The organism is Lysinibacillus sp. GbtcB16 (assembly GCF_019091145.1).
In the GTDB taxonomy this organism is placed as follows: domain Bacteria; phylum Bacillota; class Bacilli; order Bacillales_A; family Planococcaceae; genus Lysinibacillus; species Lysinibacillus fusiformis.
The window spans coordinates 1131181-1148860 of the sequence record NZ_JAGXJV010000001.1 but is presented as its reverse complement, the minus strand read 5'-3'; the positions used below and the strand labels follow the sequence as shown (position 1 = coordinate 1148860).

At 38.3% G+C, this 17680-nt stretch carries 22 protein-coding genes; 7 read left to right on the top strand and 15 right to left on the bottom strand.

Features of this window, described 5'->3' with window-relative positions; all coding sequences use genetic code 11:
• The first annotated feature begins 39 nt into the window (after positions 1–39).
• The gene (locus tag KVT27_RS05545) at positions 40–594 is read left to right on the top strand and encodes a hypothetical protein (protein WP_036125075.1); all 555 of its coding nucleotides are present in this window, start codon (positions 40–42) and stop codon (positions 592–594) included.
• Positions 595–631: 37 nt separating this feature from the next.
• Here the strand turns inward: KVT27_RS05545 and KVT27_RS05540 are convergent, their stop codons facing one another.
• The 5 genes from KVT27_RS05540 to KVT27_RS05520 all read right to left on the bottom strand — a co-directional run bounded on the left by KVT27_RS05540 (position 632) and on the right by KVT27_RS05520 (position 2642).
• Complete coding sequence (locus KVT27_RS05540) at positions 632–1171, bottom strand: DUF1572 family protein (RefSeq protein ID WP_036224978.1); 540 nt, start codon at positions 1169–1171, stop codon at positions 632–634.
• Between the two features lie 114 nt (positions 1172–1285).
• A complete protein-coding gene (locus KVT27_RS05535; protein ID WP_217580904.1) occupies positions 1286–1894 on the bottom strand; it encodes an SCO family protein in 609 nt (202 codons plus the stop codon).
• Positions 1895–1998: 104 nt separating this feature from the next.
• On the bottom strand, positions 1999–2121 hold the full coding sequence (locus KVT27_RS05530) for a YvrJ family protein (protein WP_082011593.1): 123 nt from the start codon (positions 2119–2121) through the stop codon (positions 1999–2001).
• Positions 2122–2188: 67 nt separating this feature from the next.
• Positions 2189–2413 carry a DUF2922 domain-containing protein gene (locus KVT27_RS05525; protein ID WP_217580903.1) on the bottom strand — a complete coding sequence of 75 codons (225 nt, stop codon included), beginning with the start codon at positions 2411–2413 and terminating at the stop codon, positions 2189–2191.
• A 13-nt stretch (positions 2414–2426) separates the two neighbouring features.
• A complete protein-coding gene (locus KVT27_RS05520) occupies positions 2427–2642 on the bottom strand; it encodes a DUF1659 domain-containing protein (RefSeq protein ID WP_036125071.1) in 216 nt (71 codons plus the stop codon).
• Positions 2643–2762: 120 nt separating this feature from the next.
• Here KVT27_RS05520 and KVT27_RS05515 point away from each other — a divergent pair, with 120 nt between their 5' ends.
• Complete coding sequence (locus KVT27_RS05515; protein ID WP_008175629.1) at positions 2763–3191, top strand: DUF2621 domain-containing protein; 429 nt, start codon at positions 2763–2765, stop codon at positions 3189–3191.
• Between the two features lie 78 nt (positions 3192–3269).
• On the opposite strand, the gene KVT27_RS05510 is transcribed toward KVT27_RS05515, so the two are convergent.
• The 4 genes from KVT27_RS05510 to KVT27_RS05495 all read right to left on the bottom strand — a co-directional run bounded on the left by KVT27_RS05510 (position 3270) and on the right by KVT27_RS05495 (position 5262).
• Complete coding sequence (locus KVT27_RS05510; RefSeq protein WP_217580902.1) at positions 3270–3479, bottom strand: hypothetical protein; 210 nt, start codon at positions 3477–3479, stop codon at positions 3270–3272.
• Positions 3480–3611: 132 nt separating this feature from the next.
• Positions 3612–4106: a CcdC family protein gene (locus tag KVT27_RS05505; RefSeq protein ID WP_036224969.1), complete on the bottom strand. Its 495-nt coding sequence runs from the start codon at positions 4104–4106 to the stop codon at positions 3612–3614.
• Positions 4107–4130: 24 nt separating this feature from the next.
• Positions 4131–4517, bottom strand: coding sequence for a response regulator (locus tag KVT27_RS05500; protein ID WP_008175626.1), 387 nt, complete (start codon positions 4515–4517; stop codon positions 4131–4133).
• Positions 4518–4551: 34 nt separating this feature from the next.
• Positions 4552–5262, bottom strand: a complete 711-nt coding sequence (locus KVT27_RS05495; RefSeq protein ID WP_008175625.1) for a cytochrome c biogenesis CcdA family protein — start codon at positions 5260–5262, stop codon at positions 4552–4554.
• Positions 5263–5615: 353 nt separating this feature from the next.
• Here KVT27_RS05495 and KVT27_RS05490 point away from each other — a divergent pair, with 353 nt between their 5' ends.
• The 4 genes from KVT27_RS05490 to KVT27_RS05475 all read left to right on the top strand — a co-directional run bounded on the left by KVT27_RS05490 (position 5616) and on the right by KVT27_RS05475 (position 9363).
• A complete protein-coding gene (locus KVT27_RS05490; protein ID WP_036125063.1) occupies positions 5616–6347 on the top strand; it encodes a FadR/GntR family transcriptional regulator in 732 nt (243 codons plus the stop codon).
• Between the two features lie 140 nt (positions 6348–6487).
• The gene (locus tag KVT27_RS05485; RefSeq protein ID WP_217580901.1) at positions 6488–7204 is read left to right on the top strand and encodes a (Fe-S)-binding protein; all 717 of its coding nucleotides are present in this window, start codon (positions 6488–6490) and stop codon (positions 7202–7204) included.
• 15 nt (positions 7205–7219) lie between these two features.
• Positions 7220–8650 (top strand): LutB/LldF family L-lactate oxidation iron-sulfur protein, encoded by a 1431-nt coding sequence (locus tag KVT27_RS05480; protein WP_217580900.1) that lies wholly within the window; start codon positions 7220–7222, stop codon positions 8648–8650.
• On the top strand, positions 8647–9363 hold the full coding sequence (locus KVT27_RS05475) for a LutC/YkgG family protein (RefSeq protein WP_036146412.1): 717 nt from the start codon (positions 8647–8649) through the stop codon (positions 9361–9363). The genes KVT27_RS05480 and KVT27_RS05475 overlap by 4 nt, the downstream gene beginning before the upstream one ends.
• A 126-nt stretch (positions 9364–9489) precedes the next feature.
• Here KVT27_RS05475 and KVT27_RS05470 read toward each other — a convergent pair whose 3' ends face one another.
• Complete coding sequence (locus KVT27_RS05470; protein ID WP_217580899.1) at positions 9490–10785, bottom strand: MFS transporter; 1296 nt, start codon at positions 10783–10785, stop codon at positions 9490–9492.
• A 123-nt stretch (positions 10786–10908) separates the two neighbouring features.
• Between KVT27_RS05470 and KVT27_RS05465 the strand changes: the two genes are divergently transcribed.
• Positions 10909–12159, top strand: a complete 1251-nt coding sequence (locus KVT27_RS05465) for a helix-turn-helix domain-containing protein (protein WP_036125053.1) — start codon at positions 10909–10911, stop codon at positions 12157–12159.
• 39 nt (positions 12160–12198) lie between these two features.
• Here KVT27_RS05465 and KVT27_RS05460 read toward each other — a convergent pair whose 3' ends face one another.
• From KVT27_RS05460 to KVT27_RS05445, 5 genes are all read right to left on the bottom strand, one after another.
• The gene (locus tag KVT27_RS05460; protein WP_217580898.1) at positions 12199–14103 is read right to left on the bottom strand and encodes an endonuclease MutS2; all 1905 of its coding nucleotides are present in this window, start codon (positions 14101–14103) and stop codon (positions 12199–12201) included.
• Between the two features lie 133 nt (positions 14104–14236).
• Positions 14237–14362: a hypothetical protein gene (locus KVT27_RS27000; protein ID WP_012293905.1), complete on the bottom strand. Its 126-nt coding sequence runs from the start codon at positions 14360–14362 to the stop codon at positions 14237–14239.
• A gap of 197 nt (positions 14363–14559) precedes the next feature.
• Positions 14560–15471 (bottom strand): EamA family transporter RarD, encoded by a 912-nt coding sequence (gene rarD, locus KVT27_RS05455; RefSeq protein ID WP_217580897.1) that lies wholly within the window; start codon positions 15469–15471, stop codon positions 14560–14562.
• A gap of 129 nt (positions 15472–15600) precedes the next feature.
• Positions 15601–16143: a hypothetical protein gene (locus KVT27_RS05450; protein ID WP_036146624.1), complete on the bottom strand. Its 543-nt coding sequence runs from the start codon at positions 16141–16143 to the stop codon at positions 15601–15603.
• 193 nt (positions 16144–16336) lie between these two features.
• Complete coding sequence (locus KVT27_RS05445; protein WP_036125048.1) at positions 16337–17506, bottom strand: toxic anion resistance protein; 1170 nt, start codon at positions 17504–17506, stop codon at positions 16337–16339.
• Positions 17507–17680 lie beyond the last annotated feature (174 nt).

Genomic DNA, 17680 nt, shown 5'->3' with positions numbered 1-17680 from the left:
AAGTTTCATCTATACTAAAGGATGGAGGTGGGATGGCAAATGAGCAAGCCAGAATTATACGTTAATGTAGTAGTAGGACCTGATTGTGATTTCGAATCAATGGCCCTCCGAGCTGCACTTGAATCCTTTGGTGCAAGGGTAACACTTCATTTAATTGGTAGACCCAATGATTTGATTGATGTTTTATCAGGCGTTGATCTTCATGGCAAGATGGATTATCTAATTTTGAACTTTCACGGAGATGAAGGACGGTTTTGTCTACCTGAGCTAGGGGAGGATGTTTATGAAGTTAATGAACCAAAGAGTATATACTTTGGTCCATTGGATGTACAAACTTATAGCCGCCTCCAAGGTGTAAAGGTTATTGCAGCAGGCTGTACATTAGGGTGCGAACAGCTCGCAACAGCATTTTTGCAAAGTGGCTGCCTCTCCTATTTAGCACCAGATGACTATATCGATGGTAACGCCAATCTTATGTTTCTAATTCGCTTTTTCTATGAGATCATCTCTCATCATAAAAATCAGCAGGAAGCATTTGAACTAGCTCAAGCCATTGATTCGGAGACTGCGATGTACAAGCTTTATTTATCATAAAAAAGATCGTAGCAACTACTAATTGCTACGATTTCTCTTATTTTTCATGGCTGTTTTCAAGCATGGCCTTGTTAAACGCTTGCGACTGTCCTCTTGCTATACTTAACGTTTGCCAGTCGGATCCCTTTACTTGCTTCGCGATATAAATCATTTGGCCAATATGCTGTGAATAATGAGCCATTTGCCTTTCTATCGCATCAATTACCGCTAGCTTTTCCCCTCTGATTGTGACATACCCCTGCAAATCGGATTCTGTAATACCCGCCAATGCATCTAAAAATACTTGCCAGCCCTCTTCCCAAACTGCAAGAATGGCTTCTTTTGTAGACAGACTATTAATAAACTCATCATCTCGATTTCGTGTAGTTTTCTCACCATCTGTCGTTAAAAAATCAGTCCAGCGCGAAATCATATTACCACTAACATGTTTAACAATGACCGCGACACTATTGGATTCTTCATTATATGCCCAGTGCAACTCAGCCCCTTCTAGTTGGGCCAGTGCCCCATCCCCTAGCTCTTTCACATTGTTAAACCTTTTTTGGATGACCTGTAAATACGTTTGTGCAATCGTCATAAGCAAACCCCCATCCCCTCTTTTTTATTATTATAAATAGAAAATCTTACTGTTTACCAGCTAATAGTCGTCATACAATTAAAAACCGTCTCAAAAGTTCGAGACGGTTGCTAATTATAAATTTTCATCAATATAGGTTTCAATATCAGAAGCTATTGTATCAATTGGTACATCTTCAATCTTTTCAGCAAAGCCATTATACATTTTAACGATTGTTCCATCTTTATCGACTAGGAAAAATTGATTACCATGGATAACTTGATCACTGTTAGGATCGTTTTTCACTAAAATTTTCGTATTTTTAACCGCAAACTGTTCAATATATTTTTGTGAATATCCAGTAAGAAGATTCCATTTAGAATCATCTGGCACATTATATTTACTAATATAGTTGGCTAATACTTCCGGCGTATCAACATCTGGATCTACGGAAAAGGCGACGATATTATAATCCTCTACTCCTTTTTTCTGTAGCTTTTCTTGGACCTGTGCCATATTCAAGGACATTGGTGGGCAAATCGATACACAATTCGTGAAAATGTACATACCAATCCATGGCTTGCCTTTTAAACTTTCAAGCGAAACCGTCTCTCCACGTTGATTGACATGTTTAAAATCAGGTATTTCCAAACTATAATCTGCTTTAAATTTGGAATTCCCACAGGCGCCTAGAACAGTCGCACAGGCTAAAAGCAATATTAGCCCAATTAGTTTATGTTTCATGTTAACACTCTCCCTAACCTACACTACCCTCATCCTAACTTAGGCTGTAAGCGTTGACAAGAACTTCTAGGTGACAGCTTTCGTACATATTTGTGAAATTAATTTCATTTTAAGGAAACAAGTGCCTCATGTATCGCATCAAGCTTTTCCTCGACACGCTGTAATAAATAAAAGGACACTATTATCGGGAAACCGATATCTGAAATCATGCTTAACCACTGTTCCATCGTTATGCCCCCTTTCACTTAGGTAAAAATGGCCTTTGCATTTTTCATAGCAAAGACCATTTTCGCATTATTCTGTTGCTACATCGAATTCTATTACTTTTCGTTCTACAATACGAGCGCCTTTAATAGCTGCTAAGGCGCCACCTTGTCCAGAAAATACATTTTTAGTTACTATAGTTTGCATGACCTTTTGAATGTCTGTTGCGGTAATAGCTGGCTTCGGTGCATCAATCGTCAGCGTAGATGTTTTACCATCCACTGTCACAAATTGTAACTCTAAAACTTGTGCCATCTTCTGATCCCCCTTAAGTTAATTCGCTTGTCTCTTGCTTTTCGATACCAGCCAGTGCTTGTGATGATAGACTGGCCATCCCTTGTGCGACAGCTACTAAATCTTCTACGCTATGTGTCTTAGCAATATTACGATACGATTTAGTAGTGAATGTTGGCTCGTTTTGCTCATTGTAGCCTTCCACATATTTAAGTCTTAGGGTAGCATGTAAAAAATTCTCATTTGCCATACATCTCACCTCCCTTCAAACACTATATAAAGACGAATTGCTAAAAAAGGGACATTATAGGATGAATTTTCTTTCGGAAGCTCTTATAATAGAATCAGAGAAGGCAAAGAGGTGAACGATTTGTTACAAGGTTGGTTTTTATGGTTTATTTTATTTTGGGTAGTTGTCCTCATTTCATTGATGGCGATTGGCGGCTTTTTCATGTTCCGCAAGTTTTTAAAAGCACTCCCAAAGCAGGATGGAAAGTCTGATTTAGATTGGCAGGAATTTTATTTAGATAAAACAATCCATTTATGGGGACAAGCTGAAAAAGAGTTACTCTATGAGCTTGTAAGCCCTGTCCCAGAGCTCTTTAGACAAGTAGCAAAGGAAAAAATTGCAGGGAAAATTGGCGAGCTCGCTTTAGAGGAAAAAGCACCTGCTATTAATAATGACCTAATCATTCGCGGCTACATCCAAGCAACACCGAAACGCGATCACAAATTTTTACGCAAAAAATTAGAGCAAATGCAAATTGACATCGCCCCCTACGAACATTTATTTGAATAAAGAAAGCTACGCTGCACATACGCTTGTGCAGCGTTTTTTTGGGGATTGAATGGGGTTATTGTTCCATCGTCTTCTATGTTACTTTTTTAGCGGGGCATCCTTATTCGCGGTTTTATTCTGCACTTTTGCGATTCTATCCATCACTTTTGCGGTTCTATCCAGCACTTCGCTCGTTTTATCCACCGTTTTTGCCGAGGCAGCCTCTTTTGATACTCTATCCGTCACTTTGCTGGCTCTATCCACCACTTTCGCGATCCTATCCGTCACTTCTCTTGTTTTATCCGCCACTTTTGCCTATGCAGCCACTTTTGGAGCTCTATCCATCACTTCTGCCGAACCGTCCTTATTTCTCATTGCACCCACCACCAATCCAACCCACCGCCAACTCGAGAGCATAAAAAAACTACACTAGTTTGAGTACTAGTGTAGTTGGGGAATTGTTTTTTTGATTTTTTTAAACTGGAGTAGCATGGCGATTCGCCAAGGTACTAACATGGCGAAGGCTAGGATCCAGAACATGCCTGCTAATTCGCCGACATCGATGGAGTTGCTTAAAATCATTTTGGCCACTACCCGGAATATTAATAAACCAAATAATATAAAAACGAATGCTTTTGAACGTTTTAAATAAATATCTCGACCCTTCACTTCAAATTTGGAAGTGGCAATTAAAATGGTCGAGAATACCATTCCTACAGCGGCTGCTTCTAATATTTGCATGGGTGGCACTCGGAATTGTTCAAATAAAAACATGAGCGCACCAGAAGACATCGCGATTGGCGGAATAATAATTTTCTTCTCATTTGTTGGCATTTTGGAAGCTCTCATACGTATGACCATGACAAAGCTACCCATAAGAATGGCCATAATGGTTGACCCAATAACATAATAGTGAGAAGGGATATTGCTTAACATAAAAGATCCTCCTCTAATGTCAAATTAGCAATTTTGTCCAAGTAATTGGTCAGCGACGGCTCTTAATCTTTCTGGCTCAAAGGGCTTGGTAATAAAATCTTTTGCCCCACTTTCAATCGCTTCTACAATTAACTTTTGTTGGCCTAATGCTGTTACCATAATTATTTTTGCATTTGGAAACTCTGGGATAATTTTTTTTACTGCCGCAATACCAGTCATAACGGGCATCGTTACATCCATTGTTACTAAGTCTGGTTGTAACTCTCGATACATAGCCACAGCTTCTTTACCATTTGCTGCCTTACCTACTACCTCGTAACCCCATTCTGAAAACATATTACTGATTGCAACACGCATAAATAGCGTATCATCCACTACTAAAACTGTAGGCACATGTTCATCTCCCTCCACGTTAAAGTACGGTATGCCTCTTTAGTGTATCAAATTAAAAGCCTGTAAATCCACCGAAAATAGGCTGTAATATACGAGTAATATACGTTAATCCATCAAAGAATAACAAAATACCCACGGCAATCATTATATAACCACCGATTTTCACGATTTTTTGGCTGTGTGTGCGAATCCATGTCATGCGTGAAATAAAGAACGATAACACAAAGAATGGAATCGCGAACCCTAAATAATAGGCGAACATATAGCTAAAGCCCGCTCCTGGGTTTGTACTAGCCAACATTATAATAGAAGCTAAAATTGGTCCTGTACATGGTGTCCATCCTGCCGCAAAGGCAATACCAATTAAAACGGATCCCAAATAGCCAGATGGTCGATTTTTAAATTGAAACTTTCGATCCTTCATGAGGAAATCAATTTGTAGTAATCCTACAATCATTAATCCAAATACTACGATTAAAATGGCACCAACCTGACGTAGTAAAGTTTGATAGTTCAGGAAAAACTCTGCCGCATATGAGGCACTTAGTCCAATTATGATAAAAATAATTGAAAATCCTAGTAAAAAGAATAGTGTGTGGAAAATGGCACGCTTTTGTAGCATCCCTTTTTCTGATTTTAGCTCATCTAATGTCATACCCGTTATGTACGATAAAAATGCTGGATACAATGGGAGGGTACATGGTGAAATAAAACTTAAAAACCCTGCACCAAAAGCTAAAAATACGTTAATATCTGATCCCATATTTTCGATCGCTCCTTACAGTTACTGCATCCATCGTACCAAAAAACATGATAAATTGCGCCCTTCCTGATTGTGAACGTTTCATGGCAAAATGATGAGATTTCTGAAAAGTCCTTCCCATACATGTAGAACACTTAATAAGCTACTTCTGCATTATGCGCCCCTGTTGATTTTCTGTCAACAAAATTCGCCATTATTCTACATCATCAAATAGGATGGCAAATCTCATTTAAATCAGCTCTGCACCCCTTTTTTATAGTCGATATATGGTTAATTAGTGAGTGATTCACTAATCTTCATGTATACTATTCATAACAAACGCGCATTTGATTGAAAAAAAGAGGTGTAGCTCCTTGGAATTAAGAAAAATTAAACCTAAAAAAATCTATGAAGAAGTGTCCGAAATTTTGCATGAGAAAATAAGAGCGGGTGTTTTAAAGCCTGGTGATCGACTGGACTCGGTGGAACAGCTTGCTGAACAATTACAAGTTAGCCGTTCTGCTGTGCGAGAGGCGCTGTCTGCCTTAAAGGCAATGGGATTGATTGAAATCAAACAAGGCTCTGGGACTTTTGTTAAAAGTGTGCCTCCAAATAGACTGGATTTTCCATTATCTACAGCCATGTTATCGAATAAACTTGATATTGCCCGTTTATTAGAGGTGCGCAAGATCATTGAAGTAGGAGCAGCCGCCAGTGCCGCTATCAACCGTACCGAACAGGATATTCAAGCAATGGTTCAAATTTTAGATGACATGAAGCAAGCCCATGGAGATGGTGAACTTGGTGAAAAGGTGGATTATCAATTTCATGTGGCGATTGCGACTGCCTCCCAAAATCCCCTACTTGCTACGATTCTAGATCAAATTTCTGGCCTGATGATTGATACGATGAAAGAAACACGCCGCATTTGGTTGTACTCTAAAAAAACAACAAGCGAGCAACTATATGAGGAACATATGAAAATCTTCCTTGCTATTCAGCAGCAAAATGAAGAATCAGCTAAGCAGGCAATGACCCTTCATTTAAGCAATGTTGAAAAGGTTCTATTGCAGTATTATGAAACAACCGACTCTCATCCACTTTAAAACAGCCTAGCTCTCGACTAGGTTGTTTTATTTTTTCTGAAAATTCCATCAAAACACCTTCTTTCTTAGAAAAAATTGTAGTATGATACATATAGTATAAGTCATCTGATGACCTGTTGTTTATAAAAGGAGCGATGCATATGAAAGTAACTCTCTTTGCTACTTGCCTAGTGGATTTGTTTCAGGGAGATGTAGGGAAAGCCGTAGTGGAAGTATTAGAAAGACTTGGCTGTGAAATTGATTTTCCTGAGGAACAAATTTGCTGTGGACAGCCTGCTTATAATAGTGGCTATGTGAAAGAATCAAAAAATGCGATGAAAAGAATGATCACTGCCTTCGAGCATGCCGAATACGTCGTTTCTCCCTCTGGTTCTTGTGCTTATATGTTTAAGGAATATCCAGAGGTTTTTAAGGGGGATCCTCTATGGGAATCAAAAGCAAAGGCATTGGCAGCCAAAACATATGAATTTACTGAATTTATTGTCAACGTTTTAAAGATAGAGGATGTTGGAGCACATTTAGAGGGCAAAGCTACTTACCATACTTCCTGCCATATGACTCGCCTCCTCGGTGTGACTGAGGCTCCATTGAAGTTATTACAAAACGTCGAAGGTTTACAGTATGTGGCGCTTCCTGGAAAAGATAGGTGCTGTGGGTTTGGTGGCACATTCTATGTCAAAATGGCCAATATTTCTAGCGAAATGGTTCATGAAAAGGTCCATCATGTAGAGGAGACAGGGGCGGATTATTTAATTGGAGCAGATGCTGGCTGTTTAATTAATATTGGTGGTCGTATTCATCGCCAAGGCAAACCGATTAAAGTGATGCATATTGCAGAGGTTTTAAATTGCCGATAAGAGGGGGAAACATTAATGGCCATGAAAACTAGTAATGATCGCTTTTCAGACCGTGTTACAAAAGAGCTTGACAATCCATTTATGCGTAATGCTGTTTCTAATGCTCAGGACCGCTTTCAAACTCGTCGTCTACAGCAAACTCTGGAACTTGGAGATTGGGAAGAATGGCGTTCACATGGAGAAGAAATACGTAAACATGTTTTAGAAAACCTAGATTATTATCTATACCAATTAAGTGAAAATATTGCCAAAAGAGGTGGCCATGTTTTCTTTGCTCAAACTGCTCAAGAAGCGACAGCCTATATTCAAGGTATTGCGAAAAAGAAAAATGCCGCTAAAATTGTTAAATCAAAATCGATGGTAACCGAGGAAATTAACCTGAATGCTGCTTTAGAGGAATTAGGCTGTGAAGTGATAGAAACGGACTTAGGTGAATACATTTTGCAGGTTGCAGATCACGAGCCCCCATCTCATATTGTGGCTCCTGCTCTGCATAAAAACAAAGAGCAAATTCGAGATGTGTTTAAAGAAAAACAAGGCTACACTCAATCGGAAAAGCCAGAGGAGCTTGCTCTTTATGTGCGTGATAAACTACGCGATGAATATTTAACTGCTGATATCGGTATAACAGGCTGTAATTTTGCTATTGCTGAAAGTGGAACGATTACTCTAGTCACCAATGAAGGTAATGCTGATTTAGTTACGGCTCTACCAAAAACTCAAGTCACTGTTATGGGAATGGAAAGAATTGTTCCTACCTTTGAAGAAATGGAAGTTCTTGTTAGCTTATTAACACGTAGTGCTGTAGGTCAAAAGCTGACAAGCTATATTACTACGCTTACAGGAATTAAAGACGAGGGTGATTCAGATGGACCTGAGGAATTCCATTTAGTCATAGTGGATAATGGTCGCTCTGCCATACTTGGTGGCGAATTTCAGCCTATCTTACAATGCATTCGCTGTGCCGCCTGTGTCAACGCTTGTCCTGTTTATCGTCATGTAGGTGGGCATACGTATGGCTCTATCTATTCGGGCCCTGTTGGTGTGGTTCTCTCTCCGTTATTAGGAGGCTATGATGATTTTAAAGAGCTCCCCTATGCCTCAACGCTATGTGGTGCCTGTACAGATGCTTGCCCTGTAAAAATTCCTTTACATCAGCTTATTCATAGACATCGTCAGGTCATCGTTGAAAATGAAGGCAAAGCACCTGTTTCCGAAAAGCTAGTAATGAAGGCATTTGGCTTAGGGGCTTCTTCCCCTACTTTGTATAAAATGGCTACAAAAATGGCCGCTTCTGCAATGTCTCCATTTACGAAAGACCATACGATTACGAAAGGTCCAGGTCCTTTAAAAGCATGGACTGAAGCACGGGATTTCCCTGCACCGAATAAAAACAGTTTCCGAAATTGGATGAAGCACCGTACAAAAGGAGATGAAGAATCATGACTGGTACCATTCAGCATCGAGAGGATTTTTTAGCAAACATTGCACAGCAGTTAGGGCGTTCACCTATTACAACGCTTCCACGCCCCACTTGGCAGTACCAACCACAAAACCGTACATTAAAAGATGCCACAAGAGACGAATTACTAGAGATTTTCACGAAACAATGCGCCAATATTCATACGAATATCGTGATTTCGAATTGTGCGAAGCTTTCTCAAGATCTACAATCTGTGGTGGACCATTACGGCGGACAATCCGTCATTACTTCTAAGGATGAACGATTTCAAGATTACGGATTATCTAAGTTAATGACAGAAAAATGGCCACAAGCTAATATTCAATATTATGAATGGAATTCTCAGCAACCAGAGGAAAATATTCAACAGGCTGAAAAAGCAAATATCGGTTTGACTATTAGCGAGATGACGCTAGCTGAGTCAGGGACCGCTATCCTTTTTAGCAGTAAAGATCAAGGAAGAAGTATTAGCTTCTTACCTAAAAAATCAATCATTTTGATCCCGAAAAGTACAATTGTTCCACGTATGACACAAGCAGCACAGTGGATTCGTGAAAAAATCAAAAATGGAGAAAAAATTCCTTCTTGTATTAACTTCATTACAGGTCCTAGTAACTCTGCAGATATCGAAATGATTTTAATCGTTGGTGTTCATGGCCCTGTTCAAGCCACCTATATCGTGATCGAGGATCGCTAAGCTCATTAAAACAGGAAAGCTGTTGAGATCTGCTACTTCAGGCGGTTGCAGTACTCTTATAAAAAGAAAAAAGCAAAAGCTATCATGACGTCACGATAGCTTTTGTCTACAGTCATAAGCATGCATTTATGTTGTTGAATGAGGCACGCTTTTTGTGATGGCTTCTTTTTCATAATACTCTGGATGTGCTTCTTTTAAGATAGAAGTACGTAGCATCACTAGTGAAATGATAATGATAATGACGCTTGTAACAGGCAATATGATCGTGGCTGGTATAGCATCGTATAATACTCCATACACAACCATACCAATTGGCATCATGGACATTGCCATTGTTTCCATTAGTCCGAAAACGCGGCCGCGGAATTCTTCCGAGATGGTTTTTTGCATATAGACCCCTATTGGCATATTAATACCCATTTCGAAAATGGCGAAAATAAAATAAATGATTAGATAAAAACTAACAATTGCGATATAGGAAAAATTCGTGACTAATGGAATCACGGCTAAAGCAAGACTACCTGCCAACAGCAATAAGCTAATTCTTGAGAAACGTAATGGTGCTTTGACTTCTGGTCTTGTCGCAAAATAAATGGAAGCGATAAGCATACCCGCTGCACCTGATGCCTGAATAAAACCAAAATGCGTTGATTCTACTTTTAGCAATTCAATGATAATAAACGTTCCTCCAACAGCGATGGCGGAAAAGAATAGATTAATCCATAATGCCACCCACATGATTGTTTTTATGACTTTACGCTGTTTTATATAATAGAAGCCGCCTTTAAGCCCTTCCCACACTTTTTCCTTCTTTTCATCTTCTCCTCTTGTACTATAGAGTTTAAAATTCATTGTTGCCTCTAAGCAAAACGCTATGATATACGCTCCGATATTTACCATTAAAAATACGTCAATATTGAAAAATCCATACATCATACCGCCAATGACGGGTCCCCCAATGGCAGCCACCGACATCGATAATTGATTAAAAGACATCGCGCGCTGTAAACGTTCTGGATTAACAAGTGTAGCAATTGCAGATGAAAACGTAACCCCTGAAAATGCGGAACATATCGTATTAAATACAGTAGCTATGTAAATAGCATAAACAGACATCCCTACTGTTTCTGTATAAATCAGTAATCCCCCTACGGTCAAAATAGTTCCTGCCTGCGCTAATAAAATTGTTCGTTTTTTTGAAAAATTATCCGCGACATACCCAGCCAATGGTGCTACGAGAGCACGAGGTAACACAGAACAAATCATATTGGTCGCAAAGCTCATGGCGGACCCTGTCATGGCTAATATATACAAGCTAAAACCAAACGCCATGACATTTGCCCCTAGCATGGCAATCATTTTACTCGCTGTAAATGTCCATAAATGATAGGTCGCCTTTTTTAATTTCTCCACTTCATTCATCTCAAAACCCCTCCGTATTTTAACTAAATTAAAAAGTTTAATTTTATTAAACAAAATATAACACAGCTCCCCCTTTTCACGCAAGAAAAAGTTTAATATAATTAAACAAAAGGAGGCGAGGCAGTGAACTCTCTAGGCGCACGAATTCGTAAATTAAGGAAAGAACAAAAATTAACATTAGAGGCGCTTGCCGGTGATCGTCTAACAAAAGGAATGCTGAGTCAAATAGAAAATGAAAAGGCCAAGCCCTCTATGGAAAGCCTTGACTATATTGCCGAAAGGTTAGGTGTCAAGCCTAGTGAATTACTCGAAGAAGTAACCCCTTCATCCATTCGTTCACTTTTAGAGCAGGTTGAAATTTTATTTGCAGAGGTAAAATGGGGAGATATAGTTCGTCATCAAGAAATTGTTGATTTGATAAAACCAGCAGTAGAGGGCCTTCCTGATAGCTACGAAGCAGGCCGTTTATTGTATATATATGCTGTCACACAGTATGAAGTAGGATTAGCTTCATGGGAAACATCCCTCCTTCAAGCCCGCACTATCTTTAAGGAAATTAATTTACTTAGCCATTGGTTCAAAACATTCATCCTGCAAATGAACATATTGGCGGAAAAACGTCAATATGACTTGGCCTATGCCTGTATTTTACAGGCGCAAGAAATTATTGAACAAGAGGATTATCAGCTTGATTCTCGGGATGCTTTATTAATGGCTTATTATACAAGCATTTTACAGCTCGCCATCGGAGAACATGAAGAAGGGAAAAAATTAATCAACGAAACCATTGCGAATGCTCATAAAAACCAACTGTTTTATCAAATCGATGATATGTATCGTATCGGTGCTTATTGCGCGATGATTGACCATGACTTTGAACAAGCTGAGCATATGTTTATGAAGCTGGAGCAATATCGGGCATTTGCCGAACGCGTACTAGTAGATGCTTTCATCTATATTTTACGGGCACATTATTATAATAATTACATGTTTAATTATGAGCAGGCGTTAATAGAAATTGAGAGCTTTAATGAGCTCAAGCATGAGGATTTAGAAATTTTGGATTCAAACTATTATTATGCGGAAAAAGGAAAGTCCTTATATTTACTTGGTCGTTATGAGGAGGCAAGGGCTGCATTTGAGCATTTTCAAGCATCACCTGTTTTCGTCAGCCATCCATATGATATTTTAGGCTTAAATGAATGCTTTTCCTATAAGGCTCTTTGCTATGCGCATTTCGGGGAACTGACAACCGCCTATGATATTGCGAAAATGGCATACAACGATTCACTGGATTTAGTTGATTTGCCTTATAAACGCAAAATCGAAGAAGTCTATATGACGATTAAGGCACAGATTGATTCTACTTCTTAATATGAAAGGGATTGCACCGCTTCGTGCAATCCCTTGTTTTTACTTTTGCTGATCTTCTTTGATTTGCTTATGAATTTTGCGTAATGCTTTTTTGGACCCTCGCTCAATATCATGCTGAAGCTTACGTTCTTGATAGTCGACAAATAAGGTCTCAAGATCATATCCTTCAGGATATAATTCGGTTGCCGGTAGCTCTAATGTAAGTCGTTTCACATGAACCTCTAGCATTTGACCCTTATAGTACACAGTGACATTATAGAACTGATTCATCTCTTGATAAACAAGCCCGACATCATCATGATCCAATAATTTCACACGATCCCCTTTGGCAAATTTAATGATTGCTGCCCTGCCAGCTTTCTCTTCTTTCGGCTTACGAATTTTACTATCCTGCACCCGAGTCAGCTGATAATCCTTATTATCCATATAATCCTGTGCTCGTTGCAAAACCTCTGCACGGACATTCATTTTTTTAGAAATCCAAAGAGCATTACTCTCTCCAGACGTTCCAATCATTAACTGATACAAAGGCTCTAATGTTTCACTATTAAATCGCATAGCCGCATTCATAAAGTCTGGATGCATCTCTGAAAATCGTTTAATTTCTCCGTAATGTGTTGTCGCTACTGTCATACATCCCATTTGATAGAACTCTTCCAAAATCGCAATAGCCAGTGCCGCACCTTCATTCGGCTCAGTACCACTGCCGATCTCATCAAATAATAATAGCGTATGGTTATTGGATGCTCTCATAATGTCGGAGAGATTTTTCATATGTGATGAAAACGTACTTAGCGCATTTTCCATACTTTGATTGTCACCTATATCGACAAAGATATGATCGAATATAGCCAATTCAGTGCCCTCATCTGCCACGATATGAAAGCCGGACATTGTCGCCAATGTTAATAAGCCAATTGTTTTCAACACGACGGTTTTCCCGCCTGCGTTTGGTCCAGTAATAATTAGACTCCTATAATCTTTTCCAATCGTAAATTGAAGTGGCACAGCATTCCCTGGTAATAAAGGATGTCTACCATTGATTACTTGGATGAAGCCATAATCATTGAGGCGTGGCTCCATACCGCCAATTTGTTTACTAAATTTTGCTTTAGCAAAAACCATATCATATTGGCTAATCAACTCCATATTAATATGGAGAGCTTGAAGATGATCCATTAAAAGCCCAGATAAAGATGCTAAAATCTGATACTCCTCCACCGCCTCTTCAGCCTTTGAAGTAGCTAATTCTCCATTTAATTTAGCGACCACACTTGGCTCCATAAAAACAGTTGCACCCTTTGAGGAGATTTCCACTATCGTCCCTTGTACATGATTTTTATAGGAAGCCTTAATTGGAATCGTATAGCGTTCATCCTTTTGACTAATAAAGAACTCTTGTATATACGTTTTATTGGCACTGTTGTTCAAGAATTTTGTTAAGCGGTCTTTTATTTTTTCCTCTGTCGTTTCGATATGATGACGAATCCGCTTCAATTCTCGACTAGCAGCTGAATCAACGCGATTAGCTTTTATGGCAAAATTAATTTCTTCTTCCACACTTTTAAATTCAGCCATCGAATTTGCGTAAGATGAAAGAACTGGCGCAAAAAATTCCTTATCCAACATGAATTTTTTAATGTTACGACAGCCTCGTAAAAAGTCTGACATACTGATGAGCTCACTGGGGTCCAAAATCATACCTTTTGCCAATTTGGTCATGATATGTTCAATATTGGATACGCCTAGAAATGGGACATGACCCTCCGCATCTACGATTACCCGTGCCTCAGTTGTTTCATTCAAGCGAGTTTTTACAACTGCTAAGTTTGAGCTTGGCATTAATTTATCTAATAACTGTTTGCCCAATCCACTTACACAATAGGATTTAACGATATCTTTTAATTCTTGGTATTGTAACTTCTCTAGCGTAGTAAAATTCATTTGTATATGCTCCTCATTCTGATATTTATCATTCATGAAGATACCTACCCAATATTAGATAGCAATGAAGTGTTAAATAAACTAAAAAAAGCTGTGAGGAATCCCCACAGCTCTATCTTCAAAAGGCGAGTGTTCATAGCACTACAAATAAAACCTCATTTTCAGAAGTTTCATCCATATATGCACCGCTTGATAAAGTATTGTAGGTATCTACATAGGTTTTGAAATAAATCCATGACCAAATAAGGGGTCTGTTCATGACATATATCCCCTGTCGCCATATCATTTATTTCATGTAATTTTTACCTAGTTAGAACCTACCGCACTCACAAAAAGCACCTCTCAATTTTTATCATTGTTATCTAATTATTGACATCATCTTACTATATGCTGACTAAATTGTAAAGGTGCGCTCTCCATATTGTCCATTGAATAAAAAAAGACTTGTAGAATATTCTACAAGTCTACTGATTTATGATGAGCTTTTCTTGTTTCTATAATCTTGGAACCTGAGAATAGTAATAATGCTCCCCAAATGATGCTAAATGCTAAAAGCTCTATCTGACTAAATGGCTCTTTGTACAGTACGATACCTAAAATCAATACAATGGTTGGTGAAATATATTGAATAAAGCCCAATAAATACAATGGAATATTTTGTGCACCTTTTGCAAATAGGATGAGTGGTACAGCTGTTACTAAACCACTGAAAATCATCAAGATATCTGTTTTTACGTCAACATGTAAAAACGAAGCTTGATGGGTTGTAAATAGATACACATAATAGCCTAAAGCAAATGGTAGGATTAATAATGTTTCAATAGCTAATCCTCTCGTCGCATCCAGTGTAATTTTCTTTTTCAATACGCCGTATATCGCAAAAGATAGCGCAATCAATAGTGCTACCCATGGTACTGAGCCATAATTGATCGTTAAAATAATAACTGCCATAAAGGCAATTCCTGTCGCTACCCATTGTGCGCGACTCAACGATTCTTTAAAGAAAATTACTCCAAAAATAACAGATATGAGCGGATTAATATAATAGCCTAAGCTTGTCTCAATTAAATGGTTATGGGTTACTGCCCAAATATACAAGTACCAGTTCATTGAAATGACGAAGGAGGCACCCGCAAGCTGCCAGAAATGCTTTTGATGTGACCATAAATATTTTAAGTCCGCGATAAGGTCTTTACGCATTCGAAATACGATGACAGCCAGTACAGTAAAGACAAACGACCAAATCACTCGGGATAATAAAATCTCCATGCTTGGTACATGTTCAAGTAGTTTCCAATAGAGAGGAAAGGCACCCCAAAAGACATAGGCAAAAAATGCCGCCAAAACCCCTTTTTTCTCATTTGACATTGCCACTAACGCTCCCTACTCATAGTGAAATCAATTGCGATCTCACATAATATTAAACTAGTTAAAGAATAGACTCATTATAGGTCTTTGAATGGCAACTGTAAATGCTAAATTTCTAGACTTCTTAGATCAACGTCCATTCTTCTGCTCTGATTCTAGCTCGGAGATATATTTACGCACTGTACTATAGCTAATATCTGGATTGATTTGGCGTTTGATGCGAATATGGATTTCCTTTATACCAACCCCTTGCTCTCGCATATTTCGGATCATCGACTTAAGCGGTCCCGTTAATGACTCTCTCGACAAGGACGTATATTTACTCAGTTCAATTAATAGCTCCGTATTTTGTTGTCGGAGCACCTGCATTTCCTCTACCACGCAATTATATTCCGTTACTTTTTTTTGCAGGACAATGTTTTGCTGCTTAGATTTTTGCAAGTCCTCTGTCAGTACTGCATTTTGCTTTTTTAATGTTTTTCGTTCTTGTTCTATCCCATTTTGCTTATGATCTAAATCTGCATGTCTCGCACTATACACTTTTTCCTTATGCAATAACTCTAAATAACGGCTTTGTGGAATAAGCATTAAAGTTTCAGCTGCGTGAAGAGCAAGCGTTCCATCTTCAAAAGGCTCATACGACAATGTAGAGGATTTTATTTTATTGGTCATCATTTCACTCCTCCACGAATGATTTCATGTATTCGTATTGCTTTGTATAACATCTGTTCGCTTCCTTTTTCATTTGATAATCATTCTCATTTAATTTTATCATAATCAGTATTTTCCTTTTTGTCAAAGAACAATTAATACATACAAAATAAAAAAAGCTTCTTGCAAAAATTTCTACAAGAAGCTTCGAGTATTACATTTTTTTCAATTTTTCATATTCTAATTGCAAACGTTCAATACGTTTACGACCTTCTTCACGACTTCTAGCTGTTTCAGCTTGAATTTGCTTCGTTTCTTGAATACCAGACATAATCGTTTGCCATGTTGTTTCAATTGTTTCAATTTTTATGCTCGGGCTACCTGCTGCTCGTGCTATATTAACGCTGTTTTTACTAATGTTTTCGGCATTGCGCACAAGCATTTCATTCGTACGGCGATCTAGCTCAATCATAGAATCGGAAATAAGCTTTTGGCGCTTTAAAGTAACGGCATGAATTAAACCTTGTTTGAAAATAGGGATTGTCGTCACAAAGGCTGAGTTAATCTTCGCAATTAAATGGTTATTACCTTGCTGCATTAAACGTATTTGAGGTGCAGATTGAAATGATACTTGCTGCGCCATTTCTAAATCATAGCGACGTTGCTCTAATAATTCCACTGCACGTAGCATTGTTTCATATTCCATTGCCGCTAATTGATCGCCCGTCTGAGCCTTTTGTTCAAGGGCCGGTAATGTTGAACGAACATCTTCTATCTTGACTTCAATCGCAGCGACAAACTTACTTAAAGATTGGAAGTAATTTAAATTTTGATCGTATAGATTTTCAAGGTCAATTGTATTTCGCTTCATTTCACCTTCATATTTTTGAATTTCGCGGTAAATGACATCTACTTCCTTATTCATGCTGTCATATTTAGATAGAAACTTTTCCAATTGCTCTTTTCCTTTATTAAAGAGCTTGGAAATAAAGCCGCCTTTTTTCTCCTCCGAGAAATCTTGAGGATCAAATTTATCCATAATTTTATTGAGATTATTTAAAAGGACACTCGATTCTTCTAGTTTGCTGGACTTCATAGTAGCCAGCATTTTATCAGAAAACGTAGAAATGCCACTTGCTGTTTCTTTCCCAAGCTCTAGCATGGCAATTTGATCTTTAACATCAATTCGTTTAGCAAGTGCATGAACCTCTGGATCTTTCTTTAACATAAGCTGGTTTTGCGCAATTTGTGATAGCTCTTGCTCAGATACAAGTACTGGCTTTTGTTCAGGCTCTTGTTGCATAAGTGGATTAGGTTGTAATAAAGGATTTTCAGTAGCGAATGGGTCCTTGGATTTTAAAAGATCATTGTTGAATTCAGACATACGTTTTACCCCCTGCAATTTATCTCTACAATTTACTTACGATTACTTTGGAAAAAGGTTTCATTTCCGATAGAAAGACAAAACCAATTTCAAGCTCTTAATTAAATTATAGCTTCTTTCTAAACAAAATTCGACTGATTACGCAAATTCCTTTACATTGTTTTCTAACGTTGG